This window comes from Marinomonas colpomeniae (assembly GCF_014803385.1).
GTDB classification, from domain to species: Bacteria; Pseudomonadota; Gammaproteobacteria; order Pseudomonadales; family Marinomonadaceae; genus Marinomonas; species Marinomonas colpomeniae.
On record NZ_JACYFC010000002.1, the window covers coordinates 563,489 to 580,056 of the forward strand.

The window sequence follows — 16,568 nt, forward strand, 5'->3', positions numbered from 1 at the left end:
TTGTAGACCATAGTAGGGTAGACTGTCTTTGTGGCTTGATGTAAAACAATTAAATTAAAAAAATAAAAATCATTGAGAGATGAGATGACAAGCGCCTACATTACACATACTTACTGTGACCGTCACGACATGGGTGAAGACCATCCTGAATCACCGCAGCGTCTTGGTGCGATTCAAAATCGCATGATTACTGGACAGTTAATGGATTTTGTTCGCCGTTTAGAAGGTGAGCCTGCTACATATGAACAACTTGTTCAAACCCATGAGGCTGCTTATGTTGATTCTATTTTTGCTCGCGCGCCTGAATCGGGGCATATTGAATTAGAACCAGAAACTTTGATGATGTCCCATACTTTAGACGCAGCTCTTCATGCCGCTGGCTCCGTAGTTAAGGCGGTAGATTTAGTCATGGCTGGTGAAGTAGATAACGCTTTTTGTGCGATTCGACCGCCCGGCCATCATGCGGAATTTGATAAAGCCATGGGTTTTTGCCTGTTTAACAACATCGCCGTTGGCACACGCCACGCAATTAATCAGTATGGCTTAGAGCGCGTTGCTATCGTGGACTTTGATGTTCATCATGGTAACGGTACAGAAGATATTTTCAAAGCCGATGAAAAAATTTTATATGCATCTAGTTACCAACATCCATTTTACCCTTACAGTGATCCAGGCGATTCTCACGGCAATATTTTACACATGCCGCTTGCTGCTGGGTCAGGTAGCGCTGAATTTCAAACCATCATCACGGAACAACTCTTGCCCGCGCTCGACGCATTTAAACCTCAATTAATTATGATTTCTGCAGGTTTTGATGCTCACAAAGAAGACCCAATGGGACAGCTAAGGTTAGACGAATCAGACTTTACTTGGATTACGGATGTGTTAATGGATGCGGCAGATCGACATTGCCAAGGACGAGTGGTGTCTGTATTAGAAGGCGGTTATAACATTGACGCATTAGGCCGAGCAGCGTTTTGCCATATTAAAAGTTTGATGAGGCTTTAGCTGAGTAAATTCTTTCATCATCACTTTATGAGTGGCGACGATGAAAGAATAAAAGGTGGGCAGGAAACTACTGTAGATTAAGTGAAATTAATGTGTAGCCATAAATACCAACACAGCCAAGCAACATTAATAGTGTTAATTCATTAAAACCTTGCGGCAGTGAGTTTACTTTCGATTGCAACCAACCAAATGTATTTTTGATGAAAATAGGTGAACCCTTTAACGACACATTAGATAAACTGGTTAGCATCATCAATAAACCAGATATCATCGCTGCCATGCCCCAAAAATCATAAATATGCTGTGCACCATACCAAAACGCATTCCACGCACCCAATAAAAATGCCACTAAGAAAATACTATATTGAAATTTCTTAAGTGTTCTTTCCACTGGACCAGGCACAGATAGAAATAAAATGAGTGCCATAAAAACCGTAACAACAATACCCATGTGCTTGCTCCGTAAATCGACTATATCGGTATTTAAGTAATAGATCTTTGTGTATGTTGGACGTGAGAAGTTCAACTTTTTTACACATATGAAGTGTAAAAAAGTAAAAAGCAGTTAAAAAATAAGGTAAGAGGCGCTTAGCTTCTGTTTCTTGAAGAATTATGATGAGAACTTCAACGTCAGGTTGGGCAAATTTAGTTGCTTCATTGTATTAATAAGTAAATACAAGAGCTGAGCAAGGTTACATAGCTCTTGTATTTATTTCGTTTAGTTTTAGATTTGAAATGACTAGGACGTAAAGTCTTCAGACTGTAAGCGATCAACACCCGCTTTATCCATTGCTTTCCATGCTGCAGCAAGGGACCCGTTAAGATCAATAGCACGGCAAGCATCTTCTACCACGGCCGTTTTAAACCCAGCATCAGCAGCATCAATAGCTGTCCACGCTACACAAAAATCTGTAGCCAAGCCGGCAATATAAACCGTCGTTATGCCACGTTCTTTTAAATAACCCTGTAAGCCTGTTGGTGTTTTACGATCGGCTTCAAAGAACGCAGAATAGCTGTCTATTTCTTGATGGTAGCCTTTGCGAACAATAAGCTCTGCATGTGGAACATCTAACTCGTCGACTAACTGAGCATCCTCTGTTCCTTGTACACAATGTTCTGGCCATAAAACCTGAGTACCATAGTCTAACTCGGTTGTTTCAAATGCGTTTTTACCTTCATAGCTTGAAGCAAAAGAGGCGTGACCTTCAGTATGCCAATCTTGAGTAATCACTACATTATCAAACGTTTTACTTAGCTTATTAATTACTGGAACAACATCTGAACCATTTTTAACTGGTAATGTGCCGCCCTCAATAAAGCAATTTTGAACATCAACAACAATTAATGCACTCTTTGAATGCGGAGAAATTCCAGCAGCCATCAACTTCTGACTGATTATAGCAGTTGACCCTAAACTTAAAGCCGCAGCGCCGCCCATTAAATAACGTAACGAGTCTCTTCTACTTACTTTATTGCCCTTAGACATACAAACCTCTTTATTTGAAATGAATATTTAATAAGAAGTATTGCAGTCTTTATGCCAATAAGATGGAGTGGGGTTAAGTGAAAGTTCTAACTCTGAAGGTCATGTATTTTAGAACAAGCACTCTTTTTTAGAGCTTTTATATTTGCTTCTCTGAACTGGAATCTGTATTGTACTAGTACATGAATACATGGCTATTTCATTAAATAGAAGCGCATATGAAAGATTTGATCGATTTTTTAAGAGAAGCAAATGACAACACGGTGTTAGAAAAGCGTTTAAAGGCGTTGCTGACACCGAATGAAGTCAAAGAGATGCAGCACAGGTTGCAGATATTTTCCCTATTGGAACAAGGCATACCGCAACGGGACATTGCTAAACAATTAGGTGTGGGCATTGCCACTGTGACCCGTGGCTCACGAGCATTGAAGGAATTAAAAGAATTATGAGCAGTCAGTCTTATTACCAAAAAAGGCCGGAGCGCATCACGCTACCGCGTAAACCTAAGTATATTACCATCAGTTCTGATTGTGATTTTTTTGCCTTGTTTAAAAAGGTAGAAAAGCGTTTCGAGAACTGTTTTATGTTGGAATCCCTTGGTGAAGAGAGTTTCATTTCTCGCCATTCTATTATCGGGTTTGACCCGGAAAAATTGATCTGGGCAGAAGGCAAAAAACTGTTTATCCAAGAACGTGACGGCAGCACGGAATCTTATGAATCCGATAACCCTTATTATTTATTGCGTGACATCGTGCCACAAAATATCTTATCCCGTGGTTTTGCTGGTGGATTAACGGGCTATATAGGTTACGACAGCATGAACTATTTCGAACCGACTTTGGATTTACAATCTAGTGAGATGTTTGATGCATTTCGTTTTGGCTTGTACAAAGACGGTTTGATTCTCGACAAGATGACAGGCGAAGTTATCTACTTCTACTACGAAGAAGGCGAAGGAACTGAATGCAATCGTGTGGATTTAGTGAATGCCATGATGGCAGAAGAGACACCGGAAAATGGCCCGTTTGTGGTTTGTCCTGCTGGTGAATCTATGTCGAAGTCGGATCATGCAGATGCCGTTGCGAAGGTAAAACAAGACATTATCGACGGAAAGATTTTCCAATGTGAAGTCGGCTTCAAAAAGTGGTTTGATCTGGAAGGAGACACTATTAATTTGTACGAGCAATTGCGTGAAGTGAATCCATCGCCGCAAATGTATTACATCAAATTTGGTGAGCAAAAAGTCATTGGGGCGAGCCCTGAATTATTGTTCCGTGTTCGCCAAGGGGAAATGGAAACCTTCCCGCTTGCTGGCACAGCGAAACGTGGTAAAGATGCAACAGAAGACACTGCTTTGGCGCGTGCTTTGTTGAATGACCCAAAAGAAATCGCTGAACACAATATGATTGTTGACTTGCATCGTAACGATATCGGTCGTGTAGCTCGCTTTGGTACGGTGAAGGTTCGCTCTTTAATGGACATTAAACGCTTTAGCCACGTTCAACACATTTCCAGTGAAATTGTTGGCATTATGGCGGAAGATCACGACATGTTTTCTGCGTTGGCAAGCAACTTCCCAGCGGGTACTTTGACTGGCGCACCAAAAATCGAAGCGATGAAAGTCATCGATGATTTAGAAAATGACGGTCGTGGCCCTTATGGCGGCGCAGTAGGTCAATTCTCTTTCAATGGTGATTGTATGTTTGCGATTCCGATTCGTACCGTTTTTGCGAATGGCAACAAAGCCTACGTTCAAACCTGTGGCGGCAATGTGTATGACTCAAACGCAGAAGACGAATACGAAGAAATTCAGCGTAAATTCGCGGGCACCAAACGCGTGTTAGACAGCTTCGCACCAGACAGTTGTGCATCAGACAATACAGAAGATAAGGTTTAAGGAAGGCGACATGAAAGTTTATATTATCGACAACTACGATTCCTTCACTTACAACTTGTATCAGTTTATTGGTGAAGTGCTAGAAACCGAAAAAAGCAAAAACGTGATTTCAAACTTTGAAGTCATTGTTAAGCGTAATGATGAAGTAACCTTGGATGATATTCGTGAAGCAGTGCCAGATCGCATCATCATTTCCCCAGGGCCAGGTTCACCAGACGATAAAGCGTATTTCGGCGTCTGTGCTGATGTTATTTTAGAGTTCGGTAAAACTGTCCCGTTAATGGGGGTTTGCCTTGGTATGCAGGGAATTTGTCATGTGTTTGGCGGTAAAGTTGTGAAAGCGCCATTACCTATGCACGGTAAAACCAGCCCGATCACACACAATGGCGAAGGCATTTTTCATGATATTCCTGACCAACTTGAAGTCATGCGTTATCACTCACTCATCGCAGAAGCAGAAAGCTTCCCTGATGTTTTGGAAGTGACTGCCTCTGTCGGCAATTTAAAAGAAGCTGAATTCAAAAATTTAGTGACAATTAATAAGGGTGGTGACTTTGAATTGATGGGCATTCGTCATAAAAAATACCCGATCCAAGGGATTCAATTTCACCCAGAGTCTTTCGCAACAGAAGGTGGTAAAGACCTAATCAAGAATTTCTTGTTTCAGGTGTGATGCGAAACGGTAAATCTAAAGGCTGAGTGATTACTCAGCCTTTTTTATTTTTGGGCTTCATCGTCTTTTGGTCGGCCTTTTTCTATAAAATCATAACTTATCCTTAAAGCGCACATGTGGAAGGTGCTGGCGGAAAAGTTACACTGGATGTCGAGTTACCTGATGGTAGTCATTATGGATTTAACTTATAGGAAGTCGATTTGATTTATCGTGATGCACTTAACTCTGTTGTATTATTTCATTCAGACTTTGTTTTTAATGTTTCCATGTATAAATCTAAACTAGGAATGCCATGTCTCGTAAGAAAGCGCTTCGCCATAAAGCCATTATTGATGAATTAGGGACGAATCCGTCTATGCGAGTGGGTGAGTTGGCTCTTGTTTTGAAGGTGACGAAAGAGACTATTCGTAGGGATTTAGAGGAATTAGCGGAACAGAATATTATTGATCGTACCTATGGTGGCGCGGTACTACGTCAACCTTCGGAGGCGGTGTTATCCGAACGTCATAAAGAAAATCGTGAAGAGCGATCTGCCATTGCTAAAGTCGCTGTGCCTTTATTGAAAGGCGCAAAAGTGATCATGATAGGTTCTGGCGCGACCACCGTACATGTAGCGAAACGTATCGCTTTCGAAATAAATAATGTAACCGTTATCACTCATTCTTTTGGAGTGGCAACGGTATTATCTTTGAACCCAACGATTAAAGTAATCATGGCGCCGGGTGAATACTATGCCAGTGAAGGCGCTGTTCATGGGGCTCAAACCGTACGGTTTCTATCTGAGTTAACAGCCGATTGGGTTGTGCTTGGTGCCAGCGGTATTACGGCGACTGGCCCAAGTGATGCTCTGATGGAAGCGGCCGATGTATATCGAACCATGATATCTCGAAGTGAGTTTTGTATGATTACGGCTGATCACACTAAATTCGATCGACAAGCCGTGGCGCAATTTAGCCATTGGAGTGACATTGATTGTTTGGTCACAAATTGCTTACCTGAAAATGCGCTTAAGCAATCATTGACGGATGAAAGCGTTAAAATCGAACTCGCCTCTCTCTAATTTTTTAAAACTCAAAGCAAGCCTCTATGCGTTAAGACGCTTTGAGTATTTTGGCAAACGCATCAATAAAACAGTCCGCCTCTGTTTTTGTCAGACACAATGCAGGTCGAAGTTTCAGTGTTGAGCCATCTGGCCCTGCTGCACCAATCAAAATATGTTCCTCTCGAAATTGATCTATCATATTAACCGTGAATTCAGGGTCGGGTTTATCGGCAGAATCTGGATGACAAATGTCTATGCCTAAAAATAGCCCAGAGCCTCGCACTTCTGCAATATGGTCTGATTGCTCTGCGATGCTTTGTAATTGAGCTTTTAAATAATCGCCCATAAGGCGCGCATTTTCTTGTAGGTTTTTATCTTTGATTTCTTTGAGCACTGCGAGTCCTGCGGCTGCGGCGACTGGGTTTCCACCAAAGGTATTGAAGTAGCCGACATCGGCGCAAAAAGAATCTAAATATTCTGGTTTGGTGACCACGCCAGCCATTGGGAAACCATTCCCCATGGGTTTTCCTAAGGTAACGATATCTGGCGATGCATTATGGTTTTGAAATCCCCAAAAAGACGTGCCTGTTCGTGCAAAACCGGGTTGAACTTCGTCCGCGATGTACAAGCCACCTGCTTGATGAATGACTTCTATGGCTTTGCTCAAAAAACCTTCCGGTTCACTAAACACGCCGTCTGATGAGAATATGCTGTCGAATAATAGGGCGGCGACTTTAATGCCTCGTTGCTTTAATTCTTCTATTGCCAGTTGAACTTGGTCGGCGAAACCTTGTTCGATGTTGTCACCGTAATATTTTTTTGCAGGCGGTGGAATGGCAATAACATGTTCAGGCAGTGAGGTGTTTTTCAAAGCAGAAGGCGATACTTGCGTCACCAAAGAGGTATTGCCGTGATAGGCCGATTCCGTGACGATGAAACCTGTTCCATTTGTGTGTTTGCAAGCAAGGCGCATGGCAAGGTCGTTAGCTTCGCTGCCAGAGCAAGTTAATACGACGTTAGAGAGCTCTTTTGGAAAGGTGGCTTTTAAGGCTTCTAAATAGTCATCCACAATAGGAACTATATAACGAGTGTTGGTATTCAGTGTGGCAATTTGTTTGTTGACGGCGGCGGTCACGGCTGGATGACTATGACCGATGCAAGGCACATTATTATAAAAATCGAGATAGCGAGTGCCGTCTTTTGCAGTCATCCAAACGCCTTCAGCCGAGACCATTTCAATAGGCTCTCGATAGAAAAGTACAGAAGATGCGCCCGTGTTGGCAATGCGGCGTGCGACGTTTTCAGTCTGTGGCGATTGTTTATCAAACGCATTCATTTCGAGAATAGGACGTACTGTTTTATTTGTCATAGGTTTGCTCCTTAACAGCGTCCGATAAATACCGACCATTCAAATAAAGCTGCGCAAGCTTAACGGTGCCTTTTGTATAAGTGCCAAGACCTGCCTCAATGGCGGTTTCTGTTTCGGAGTGATTGGTAATCCAAGCGGTTAGCAGTAAACGTCTAAAGAGGATGAAGGTAGGAATCATGTTTTCGTGCTCTTTCTCCAATGGCCTGACGGTTCGGTAGCCTTTTAGCCAAGCGGTGATTAAGTCAGGAATTTGTGGTGACTCTTCATAAAATGAAATGGCAGCAGCAAAATCATACATAAACCAACTAAAGCCACAGTCGTCAAAATCGATCACTGAGAGCTTGTCTTGGTCGACTAAAAGATTGGCTAATCGTAGGTCAGCGTGAACCAAGCCAAACCGATCGGATGATGTTCCGTAAGCAGCCAGCTTGTTTTCTAATTGAACGCATAGTTGCTCGAGAACCGTTTGTTCGTCTTTTTCTAAATCAAGAGCTTGTCGCCAATCTCCCCATAATGGGTTGTTGCCGAAGCTGGTTTCAAATGTCCAACTTTTACGAATGAAACTGTCTGGAGGCGTCCATTGACTGGCGTGATTGTGCAGACCTGCGGATATTTGCCCTAGCACTTCGAAACCTGCTGTAAGTGATTTATCTACAGCGGGTTCTTTGCCAGTGATAAATTCAAATGCAACAACATATCGTGTGTGTCCATCATCTTCAAAAGACGCGATATAAGAGCCATCATCTAAGGGAAGTGGCGCTGGAATGGTTATGTTCGAATCTCTTCTTAGCGCTTTAATCCAAGCAATCTCAGAAGCGATTTCATCATAGGTGTGATAATCAGGGCGATGCACTCTTACAATGATAGTGCTTTCGGGTGTCCGGCCTTCGACCAAAAAAGTAGCGTTCTCTGACAGTGTCAGTAGACGGACATTTGCATCGAGATCAACGTCCCAACGATGTTTTAAGCGGTCAATATTTTGAGTAAGCCTGTTAACAAAATCTGCATTATATATGTCCGCCATCGGGCTGCTCCTTGTGAATCAATACGTCATTATTAATAATATTTTGTTTGACTTGCAACATTTTAATGTTGATTTACACTTTTTATAAGGAGATTATAGAAACAATGACACTATTTAATTGAGATTCATTGAGAGGAGTTTATTCATGCTAACCCCAATAAAAGATAAGGTAACGATTGTTACTGGTGGTTCCAAAGGCATCGGCAAAGGCATTGCTAAGGCGTTTGCTAGACAGGGCTCTAAAGTAATAATTGCTGCTCGTGGAGAAGATTCAGCAAAGGCCGCCGTTAGTGAAATTATAAAAGAAGGCGGTATTGCAGATTACTGTCTTTGTGATGTATCTGACTGGGATTCTGTACAGGCCCTAGTAAATAAGACAATAGAAAAATTTGGCAGTGTAGATATTTTGTGTGCGAATGCAGGCATTTTTCCACAAATTAAACTATCAGAAATGAGCCCTGATAATTGGGATCAGGTTATGTCTACTAACTTAAAAAGTACCTTTTTGAGTGTAAAAGCTTGTATGCCAATCTTTGAAAAACAGAATAAGGGCCGAGTAATAGTCACATCTTCCATTACTGGACCCATTACTGGTTATCCGGGGTGGTCGCATTATGGCGCTTCTAAAGCGGGACAACTGGGCTTTATAAAAACCGCCGCTATGGAGTTAGCTGGCTTTAACACAACAATTAATGCCGTTATGCCGGGTAATATCGCCACCGAAGGATTAGATGATTTAGGAGAGGAGTATCTCGCGTCTATGGCCGCTTCTATACCATTGAAATGTTTAGGCGCTGTAGAAGACATTGCCAACGCAGCGCTCTTTTTTGCTTCTGACGAAGCCGCCTACATTACAGGCCAACAAATCGTTGTCGACGGTGGTCAGATTCTTCCAGAAAGTATGGATGCCATTGCGGAGATGTAGGCTGAAAATACAGGTGCTAGTCACCTGTATTATTTATTTTTCTTAGCCACTTTTTTCTAATCCAAATATCCGCCAATAGCTTGCAGTACTTCTTTGGTGTTTTTATCTGATACCCAAACTGCCAAGGCTGTTTTTTCTTGGCCCTTTTGTGGTATATCAGGCAATGCGACAGTCCATTGCTGATTACCTGGTAAAGAAAAATAGTTCAGCGCTACGAAGTCGTGGTTAAGCTGACGGTTTTTGTTTTCGCCTGCTTTGACCTTGGTGGTTAACCCCATTCCAAGATAGGTGATGTGTAACTCTGTATTTTGCTTGTCCTTGTCGTTCAGTTTCAAAGTGCCACTGTAATTTACGTTCAATGTATTATTGTCGTTTAGCACAACATCCAATTCCCCCGATGTCCTGTCTAAAGTGGGCAGGGTTCTTTGTCCACGAAACCATGAACGCCATTCTTTGTTATCAACCACAAATCCTGGCGTATACATTTGGCTAATGTGTCCGAAACGAGCGTAATCCTGTTGACGTTGAGTGTGAACGGGAGAGGCAAAGGGGTCTTTCCAACCAATGTAGTCCCAGTAATCTACGTGGAAGGCGACAGGGATAAGACCATCAAATAACGCAGGGTCATCTTTTAATGTAGATAGCCATTTGTCTGCTGGTGGGCAGCTGCTACAACCTTCTGATGTATAAAGTTCGACAAGTTGCGCTTGCTTAGTTCCACTGTGCCACTCCTGCGCTTGAGCAAAAAGAGGTACTAATAATAAGCTGACGTGAAGTAAGGTTTTCATCTTGTTGCTCCGCTGTGGTTTTATTATCTGAGTGCGAAAAAGAGAATCAGTTCCAGTAAAACCATGTATCTTAATTTTTTCGTATTAAGTACGGTGTTATTTATCGAATGAGATATAAAGAGTTAATGAGAGTATGAGAGTATGAGAGTATGAGAGTATGAGAGTATGAGAGTATGAGAGTATGAGAGTATGAGAGTATGAGTAACATTACTTCAAGTTCCGATTTAGCTGTGACACCGATGCCGCAGGAAACTATTTGGTGGTTACCGCGTCACGAAGAAAGGTTAGCGATCAAAGAGTCTATGCCTCGTGTTGATTTGGTGTTTCTAGGTGACTCTATTACTCATGCTTGGGAAAATGAAGGTGCTGAGATTTGGAATGAGTTTTATGAACCGCGTTATGCGTTAAATTTAGGCTTTGATGGTGACTGTACAGAAAATGTTCTGTGGCGATTGGAACATGGTGAGGTGGATGGTATTCAGCCTAAATTACTTGTGTTGCTGATTGGCACGAATAATTCAGGTCATCGACAAGATAAAGCAGAAGATACTGCAAAAGGCATTAAACAAATTTTGTCTGTGTTATCTGATAAATTGCCAGATACCAAAATTTTGCTTTTGGCTATTTTTCCTCGTAGTGCAAAGCCAACGCAAAAGCTTCGAGTGTTAAACAATGCCATTAATCAAAAAATACAAAACTATGCAGACAATGAAGGAGTTTTTTATCTTGATATTAATGACTGCTTTTTGGATGAAGAAGGGCGATTAACTAGTAACGTGATGAATGATTTTTTGCACCCTAATAAAAGACAATACAAAGTATGGGCAGAAGCAATAGAGAATCATATTGAAAAATTAATGGTGTAAAGAGGCTGTGCCGTAGTAATTTAGATATTAGCGTTATTAAAAATAAACTAAGTATAAATACGTAGTCCAATACGTATTTTCCGTTATCCTGTTCGGTATTCGTACGAATTGTTTACACAATCAGTAAGAGAGACTATTAGCCTTGCTTGATCTCGTTAAACAATAATAAACAATATACGAACAGGATAATAAAAAATGAAATCCTTAAAACTAACGACTTTAGTTGCTGCAGCAGCAGTAACGATCACTTCTCTTTCTATGCCAGCATTCGCTGCAGACAGAGTTTATAAATTAAAAATGGCCGAAACTTGGTCTTCTAATTTCCCTATCTTTGGTGATGCGCCACGTAACATGGCGAGTATTGCTGAAAAAATGTCTAATGGACGTTTAAAAATCACCATTGATTCTGCCAACAAACACAAAGCACCTTTAGGTGTATTTGATATGGTTCGTTCTGGTCAGTATGACATGGGACATTCCGCTTCATATTACTGGAAAGGTAAAGTGGCGAACACTTTGTATTTCACTACTATGCCATTCGGTATGACTACACCAGAGCAATATGGTTGGTTTTATGAAGGTGATGGTATGGAATTGATGCAAAAGGTTTATCAACCTTTTGGTCTATTGTCTTTTCCTGGTGGTAACACTGGTAATCAGATGGGCGGTTGGTTTCAAAAAGAAATCAACTCTCTTGATGACCTTCAAGGTCTGAAAATGCGTATTCCGGGTTTCGCTGGTGAAGTGATGGCGAAATTGGGCGCTAAGCCAACAAACATAGCATCTGGTGAACTTTATACTGCACTTGAACGTCGTACTATCGATGCTCTAGAGTGGGTAGGACCATCACTTGATCTACGTATGGGCTTCCACAAAATTGCACCTTACTACTACACTGGCTGGCATGAGCCTGCTACAGAGCTTCAATTCCTTGTGAACGAACGTACTTGGAAAAAGCTTCCTGATGATCTTCGTGAAATTCTTCGTGTCTCTATGAAGCTTGCTTCTTATGACATGTATATCCAGTCTTACCACGAAAGTGCTGAAAACTGGGTAACGATGAAAACAGAATTCCCGAATGTTCAAGTGAAAACTTTCCCAAAAGAAGTATTGATGGCAATGAAAAAAGCCAATCAAGAACTACTTGATGAGAAAGCCGCTGCAGACCCTCTTGCAAAAGAGATTCTTGATTCACAAGCGGAATACATGAAGAAAGCACGTGTTTGGACGAACATCTCTGACCGAGCTTACCTTGATAGTATTGATGATCTAGCAAATTAAGACCTCTTAAAGGGTGAGAGTATGCATACATATGCGTCTCTCACCCTTTGTCATTTCTAGGAGTTTTTTATGTTTTTACTGAGCCTAGAACGAGGTATTACTCGTTTCTCAAATCTACTCGGTGTTGTCTCCACAGTGTTATTTATTGGTCTATTGTTCAACGTGTTTTATGACGTGTTGATGCGCTATGTTTTTAACGATGTCTCTATTGGTATGCAAGAATTAGAATGGCATTTATATGCAGCCATTTTCTTGTTAGGTATCCCTTATGGAATACAGCATGGCGGACATGTACGTGTGGATTTGATATACGAAAACCTGCCTCTTAAAGGCAAAGCATGGATTGATTTGCTAGGTTGTGTTTTTCTCTTGATGCCTTTTACCTTGCTAGTTGGTTACTACGGTATTGGTTTTGCCCATGAGGCTTATACGCTAGGTGAAACAAGTGGTGATCCAGGTGGTTTACCTTATCGTTGGATTATCAAAGCAGTGATTCCGTTTGCCTTCTTCTCTATGGCAATCAGTGGCTTAGGTATGGTAATTCGCTCTATTAATGCGATTCGTGGTCTGAGTGAAGAAGGTTTTTCTCATCCGCCTATTCAGCATTGATTCAGTCAGCATTAATTCAAGTTATTATTTTAAGCTAGTAGGTCATTTATGATTGGCATTATCATGTTTTTTGTTGCTCTAGTAATGTTATTACTAGGCTTCCCTGTCGCCTTTACCTTTGGCGGTATTGCGTTGATCTTTGGTGTCTTTGCCGAAGGTTTTGATATGTTTGCTTTTATGCCTTTCCGCATACAAAGCTATATGGAAAACACCGTAATGATGGCGGTGCCTTTGTTTATTTTCATGGGTATCGTATTACAAAAAACCAAACTGGCAGAGCAGTTGCTCGAAGCTATGGGTAAGTTGTTTGGTGGTGTTCGCGGTGGTTTAGCCATTTCTACTATTCTAGTTGGTGCGCTATTAGCCGCGTCAACAGGTGTTGTGGGTGCGAGCGTTGTGGCAATGGGTCTTATCTCTTTGCCTGTAATGCTGAAATACAACTACGATAAATCTCTAGCCTGCGGCACTATTTGTGCGTCAGGTACATTAGGTCAAATTATCCCTCCGTCAATTATCCTAATCATCTTAGGTGACGTATTGGGTATTCCAGTTGGTGATCTTTTCCAAGCAGCACTAATGCCGGGTATGGTTCTGATTGGTTGCTACATTGTTTATATCCTGATTATTACTTACATGAATCCTGAGATGGCTCCAGCTATGCCTCAGGATGAAAATGGTGAAACTCGCGCTGAGCAAATCCGAAGCGCATTAAAAGCGATTATTCCACCATTGGCGTTGGTTCTAATTGTATTAGGTTCTATTTTTACGGGAGTTGCTACGCCGACAGAATCTTCTGCTCTAGGTGGTGTTGGTGCGATAGTACTTGCATTGATCTACGGCCAATTTAGCTGGAAAATGGTATACGATAGTGGCTTGGAAACAGTAAAAGTAACGGCCATGGTATTTGCTATTTTGATGGGGGCGACAGCCTTCTCAATGGCGTTTAGCTACACCGGTGGTGATTACATTGTAGAAGAAGCTTTATTAAGCTTACCTGGCGAGAAATGGGGCTTCATCATATTGGCTATGGTTGCGATCCTGATTTTAGGCTTCTTCATCGATTTCGTTGAGATTGCTTTCATCATCGTTCCAATTTTAGCGCCAGTTGCTGAAGCCTTGGGCATTAATATGGTGTGGTTTGCGATCTTAATTGCAATGAACTTGCAGACATCCTTCCTGACTCCGCCCTTTGGATTTAGTCTATTCTATCTCAAAGGTGTGGCGCCAAAATCTGTTCGTACCACGGATATTTATAAAGGGGTTATGCCTTTTATCTTAATCCAAGTTCTTGTACTGGCGACTATTATGATTTTCCCTTCTTGGTATGGAATGGGTTAAAACACTGAGCTGAAATACACGAGCTAAAACAGATCGCTTCCACGGTTGAGTTTGTCTTAATTGTTAGTGTGAAGTGTCAAAAGGAAGCGGACTTTTAGTCCGCTTTTTTTGTTTTTGAACTGTTTCAGGTTAAAGTGACGCAATATCCATCTCATCATCAATAAAGCAGGTTTTTTCTAGTGGGCTTAAAAACAAAAATCATCCTTCTTGCTGTTGCCCCATTGCTCGTTGCAACTGCCATTATTACTTATTTAGGATTTCAGTCAGCACAAGAATTAGCCGCTGAAGAACTGGCTATTTATGAATACAATTTAGTCGATGCTAAGAAAAAAGCTCTTAAAAATCATGTTGAAATTGCCTTGTCTGCAGTTGATCCAATATTGAAAAACACTTCACTTAGTGATCAAGAAGCACAAAGGCAAGTTAAAGCGGTGCTAAGAGAATTACGTTATGACTATGGTGATGAAGGTTACTTTTTTATCTATGACTTGTCTGGCGTTAACATTGTCCACCCAACCCAACCTGAGTTTGTCGGGAAAAACCTATGGGATTTTCAAGACGATTTAGGAAATTATCTGATTCGTGGGTTAATAAGCGCTGCAAAATCGGGAGGAGGTTATCATCGTTATATTTGGGGTAAACCACCTGCGTTATTACATGAAGAAAAGCTAAGTTATGCCATTTTGATCGAGCGTTGGAGCTGGATGATGGGGACGGGCTTATACCTTGGTGATGTTTATAAAGAGCTAGAAAAAACGAAAGCGGTTATGAATGAAAATATTCAAAATAGCTTTATAACGGTAATAGCTGTGGTAGTGATTACCGTTATTTTAGTGGTTTTACTTGGTCTCTTTATTAACTTGCATGAGCATAAATTAGCAGATTCACGACTCAACACCGTTGCTCAACGTTTCATGCGGTTGCAGGTAAACGAGCGTCGAGGATTCTCCAGAGAACTTCATGATGGCATTAACCAATCTCTCGTTAGTTGTAAATTTCGTATAGAGTTAGCAAGTAATAAATTACGTCGCGACGACAGCCATGAGGTCGTGCAGGGTGAGTTATTAAAAGCCAGTGATTTGATTAGCCAGACGATCAATGAAGTAAGGCAAATTTCTCATAATTTGCGTCCTACTTTATTGGATGATTTAGGCTTGGACACAGCGATACGGTCTTTAATTGACCAGTTTTCTGAACGAACAAGCATCAAAATCGAATACCATTTTGATGCCGATGTTGAGATGGCTGACGAATTTGAAACCAGTATGTATCGTTTGACTCAAGAAGCACTTACTAATATTGAAAAACACGCCGAAGCAAGCTTGGTTACTTTAAGTATTATCAAGAAAAACCAAGGCGTCGAGTTCGAATGCAAGGATAATGGCAAAGGAATTTCTGCTAATCCTGAGCCCGGTATTGGTTTTATCAACATGCGTGAACGACTGGAATTAATTGGTGGTGATTTCTATGTTGAATCTCAAAAAGGCAAAGGTACGCGTATTTATGCTACCTTTCCTATTCAATAATGTTTTCTATCGTTTTGAAACAATTATTTAAACAATAATAAAAAGAGCCAAAGTATGACCATATCGCCTTCTTCATTACGTGTTCTATTAGTAGATGACCACACCTTAGTTTTAGATGGACTGCAGGCTCGCTTAGAGTTAGAAGGAAATATCGACATCATCGGTACTGCGTCAAATGGTTTAGAAGCACTTGAAAAAGCCAAAGCACTTAAGCCAGATTTGGTTTTAATGGATGTCTCCATGCCTATTCTGAATGGTTTAGAAGCCACCAAACGCTTTAAAAAAGAACAACCTGACATTAAAATTTTAATGCTAAGCATGCATAACGATAAAGAATACATTTTGTCGTTAATTCAATCTGGCGCGAATGGCTATGTATTAAAAGATGTATCATCCGAAGAGTTGGTTCAAGCGATAAATACCGTTCACCAAGGTGGAACCTACTTTAGCTCTGGTGCATCTGATACCTTGTTTTCTCAAGCAAATTTAGTAGAAGAGCTTACAAAGCGTGAAACCTCTGTCCTTAAAGAATTAGCCATGGGGTTCTCTAATAAAGAAATAGCTCTCACATTAGAAATTAGTGTAAGGACGGTAGAAACTCATCGTCAGAATATTAAGAATAAGCTGGATATTCATAGTTCGGCTGGTTTGGTAAAATACGCTATAGAGCACAAATTGATTCGATAGACCGTGCATGAGTATTGCCATTTAAACGCAGATTTTAGGTTGTTGCTTCATT

General features: G+C 41.1%; 17 protein-coding genes. 12 read left to right on the forward strand and 5 right to left on the reverse strand.

All coding sequences use genetic code 11. The annotated features are described in order from the left end of the window. Window positions 1–84 precede the first annotated feature (84 nt). Complete coding sequence (locus IF202_RS07850; protein WP_191594322.1) at window positions 85–1,008, forward strand: histone deacetylase family protein; 924 nt, start codon at window positions 85–87, stop codon at window positions 1,006–1,008. Window positions 1,009–1,075: 67 nt separating this feature from the next. Here IF202_RS07850 and IF202_RS07855 read toward each other — a convergent pair whose 3' ends face one another. Together IF202_RS07855 and pncA are read right to left on the reverse strand one after the other, a co-directional pair. After that, complete coding sequence (locus IF202_RS07855) at window positions 1,076–1,459, reverse strand: hypothetical protein (protein ID WP_191594323.1); 384 nt, start codon at window positions 1,457–1,459, stop codon at window positions 1,076–1,078. Between the two features lie 288 nt (window positions 1,460–1,747). Continuing rightward, a complete protein-coding gene (gene pncA / locus IF202_RS07860) occupies window positions 1,748–2,494 on the reverse strand; it encodes a bifunctional nicotinamidase/pyrazinamidase (RefSeq protein ID WP_191594324.1) in 747 nt (248 codons plus the stop codon). A 215-nt stretch (window positions 2,495–2,709) separates the two neighbouring features. Between pncA and IF202_RS07865 the strand changes: the two genes are divergently transcribed. From IF202_RS07865 to IF202_RS07880, 4 genes are all read left to right on the forward strand, one after another. Next, on the forward strand, window positions 2,710–2,940 hold the full coding sequence (locus IF202_RS07865) for a Trp family transcriptional regulator (protein ID WP_191594325.1): 231 nt from the start codon (window positions 2,710–2,712) through the stop codon (window positions 2,938–2,940). After that, the gene (locus IF202_RS07870) at window positions 2,937–4,388 is read left to right on the forward strand and encodes an anthranilate synthase component I family protein (protein WP_191594326.1); all 1,452 of its coding nucleotides are present in this window, start codon (window positions 2,937–2,939) and stop codon (window positions 4,386–4,388) included. Before IF202_RS07865 ends, IF202_RS07870 begins: the two co-directional genes overlap by 4 nt. A gap of 10 nt (window positions 4,389–4,398) precedes the next feature. After that, window positions 4,399–5,061 (forward strand): anthranilate synthase component II, encoded by a 663-nt coding sequence (locus IF202_RS07875; protein WP_191594327.1) that lies wholly within the window; start codon window positions 4,399–4,401, stop codon window positions 5,059–5,061. Between the two features lie 292 nt (window positions 5,062–5,353). Further along, window positions 5,354–6,121, forward strand: coding sequence for a DeoR/GlpR family DNA-binding transcription regulator (locus tag IF202_RS07880; protein ID WP_191594328.1), 768 nt, complete (start codon window positions 5,354–5,356; stop codon window positions 6,119–6,121). 31 nt (window positions 6,122–6,152) lie between these two features. Here IF202_RS07880 and IF202_RS07885 read toward each other — a convergent pair whose 3' ends face one another. Next, window positions 6,153–7,472 carry an aspartate aminotransferase family protein gene (locus IF202_RS07885; protein ID WP_191594329.1) on the reverse strand — a complete coding sequence of 440 codons (1,320 nt, stop codon included), beginning with the start codon at window positions 7,470–7,472 and terminating at the stop codon, window positions 6,153–6,155. Further along, the gene (locus IF202_RS07890; RefSeq protein ID WP_191594330.1) at window positions 7,462–8,496 is read right to left on the reverse strand and encodes a phosphotransferase enzyme family protein; all 1,035 of its coding nucleotides are present in this window, start codon (window positions 8,494–8,496) and stop codon (window positions 7,462–7,464) included. Before IF202_RS07890 ends, IF202_RS07885 begins: the two co-directional genes overlap by 11 nt. A gap of 145 nt (window positions 8,497–8,641) precedes the next feature. Between IF202_RS07890 and fabG the strand changes: the two genes are divergently transcribed. Beyond that, window positions 8,642–9,421 (forward strand): 3-oxoacyl-ACP reductase FabG, encoded by a 780-nt coding sequence (fabG, locus tag IF202_RS07895; protein ID WP_191594331.1) that lies wholly within the window; start codon window positions 8,642–8,644, stop codon window positions 9,419–9,421. Between the two features lie 56 nt (window positions 9,422–9,477). On the opposite strand, the gene IF202_RS07900 is transcribed toward fabG, so the two are convergent. Continuing rightward, complete coding sequence (locus tag IF202_RS07900) at window positions 9,478–10,209, reverse strand: DUF1223 domain-containing protein (protein WP_191594332.1); 732 nt, start codon at window positions 10,207–10,209, stop codon at window positions 9,478–9,480. Between the two features lie 197 nt (window positions 10,210–10,406). On the opposite strand from IF202_RS07900, the gene IF202_RS07905 reads away from it, so the two are divergent. From IF202_RS07905 to IF202_RS07930, 6 genes are all read left to right on the forward strand, one after another. After that, window positions 10,407–11,075, forward strand: coding sequence for a GDSL-type esterase/lipase family protein (locus IF202_RS07905; RefSeq protein ID WP_191594333.1), 669 nt, complete (start codon window positions 10,407–10,409; stop codon window positions 11,073–11,075). A gap of 195 nt (window positions 11,076–11,270) precedes the next feature. Next, window positions 11,271–12,356: a TRAP transporter substrate-binding protein gene (locus IF202_RS07910; protein ID WP_191594334.1), complete on the forward strand. Its 1,086-nt coding sequence runs from the start codon at window positions 11,271–11,273 to the stop codon at window positions 12,354–12,356. Window positions 12,357–12,425: 69 nt separating this feature from the next. After that, window positions 12,426–12,965 (forward strand): TRAP transporter small permease subunit, encoded by a 540-nt coding sequence (locus IF202_RS07915; RefSeq protein WP_191594335.1) that lies wholly within the window; start codon window positions 12,426–12,428, stop codon window positions 12,963–12,965. A gap of 48 nt (window positions 12,966–13,013) precedes the next feature. Then, entirely contained in the window at window positions 13,014–14,303 is a 1,290-nt protein-coding gene (locus IF202_RS07920; protein ID WP_191594336.1) for a TRAP transporter large permease, read from the forward strand. A 179-nt stretch (window positions 14,304–14,482) separates the two neighbouring features. Then, entirely contained in the window at window positions 14,483–15,829 is a 1,347-nt protein-coding gene (locus tag IF202_RS07925) for a cache domain-containing protein (protein WP_191594337.1), read from the forward strand. A gap of 54 nt (window positions 15,830–15,883) precedes the next feature. After that, window positions 15,884–16,516, forward strand: coding sequence for a response regulator transcription factor (locus IF202_RS07930; RefSeq protein ID WP_191594338.1), 633 nt, complete (start codon window positions 15,884–15,886; stop codon window positions 16,514–16,516). Window positions 16,517–16,568 lie beyond the last annotated feature (52 nt).

What these genes read in the sequence shown, in the direction of transcription:
- IF202_RS07850 (WP_191594322.1), top strand. Translation starts at nt 85, where the DNA reads ATGACAAGCGCCTACATTACACATACTTACTGTGACCGTCACGACATG.
- IF202_RS07855 (WP_191594323.1), bottom strand. Translation starts at nt 1,459, where the DNA reads ATGGGTATTGTTGTTACGGTTTTTATGGCACTCATTTTATTTCTATCT.
- pncA (WP_191594324.1), bottom strand. Translation starts at nt 2,494, where the DNA reads ATGTCTAAGGGCAATAAAGTAAGTAGAAGAGACTCGTTACGTTATTTA.
- IF202_RS07865 (WP_191594325.1), top strand. Translation starts at nt 2,710, where the DNA reads ATGAAAGATTTGATCGATTTTTTAAGAGAAGCAAATGACAACACGGTG.
- IF202_RS07870 (WP_191594326.1), top strand. Translation starts at nt 2,937, where the DNA reads ATGAGCAGTCAGTCTTATTACCAAAAAAGGCCGGAGCGCATCACGCTA.
- IF202_RS07875 (WP_191594327.1), top strand. Translation starts at nt 4,399, where the DNA reads ATGAAAGTTTATATTATCGACAACTACGATTCCTTCACTTACAACTTG.
- IF202_RS07880 (WP_191594328.1), top strand. Translation starts at nt 5,354, where the DNA reads ATGTCTCGTAAGAAAGCGCTTCGCCATAAAGCCATTATTGATGAATTA.
- IF202_RS07885 (WP_191594329.1), bottom strand. Translation starts at nt 7,472, where the DNA reads ATGACAAATAAAACAGTACGTCCTATTCTCGAAATGAATGCGTTTGAT.
- IF202_RS07890 (WP_191594330.1), bottom strand. Translation starts at nt 8,496, where the DNA reads ATGGCGGACATATATAATGCAGATTTTGTTAACAGGCTTACTCAAAAT.
- fabG (WP_191594331.1), top strand. Translation starts at nt 8,642, where the DNA reads ATGCTAACCCCAATAAAAGATAAGGTAACGATTGTTACTGGTGGTTCC.
- IF202_RS07900 (WP_191594332.1), bottom strand. Translation starts at nt 10,209, where the DNA reads ATGAAAACCTTACTTCACGTCAGCTTATTATTAGTACCTCTTTTTGCT.
- IF202_RS07905 (WP_191594333.1), top strand. Translation starts at nt 10,407, where the DNA reads ATGAGTAACATTACTTCAAGTTCCGATTTAGCTGTGACACCGATGCCG.
- IF202_RS07910 (WP_191594334.1), top strand. Translation starts at nt 11,271, where the DNA reads ATGAAATCCTTAAAACTAACGACTTTAGTTGCTGCAGCAGCAGTAACG.
- IF202_RS07915 (WP_191594335.1), top strand. Translation starts at nt 12,426, where the DNA reads ATGTTTTTACTGAGCCTAGAACGAGGTATTACTCGTTTCTCAAATCTA.
- IF202_RS07920 (WP_191594336.1), top strand. Translation starts at nt 13,014, where the DNA reads ATGATTGGCATTATCATGTTTTTTGTTGCTCTAGTAATGTTATTACTA.
- IF202_RS07930 (WP_191594338.1), top strand. Translation starts at nt 15,884, where the DNA reads ATGACCATATCGCCTTCTTCATTACGTGTTCTATTAGTAGATGACCAC.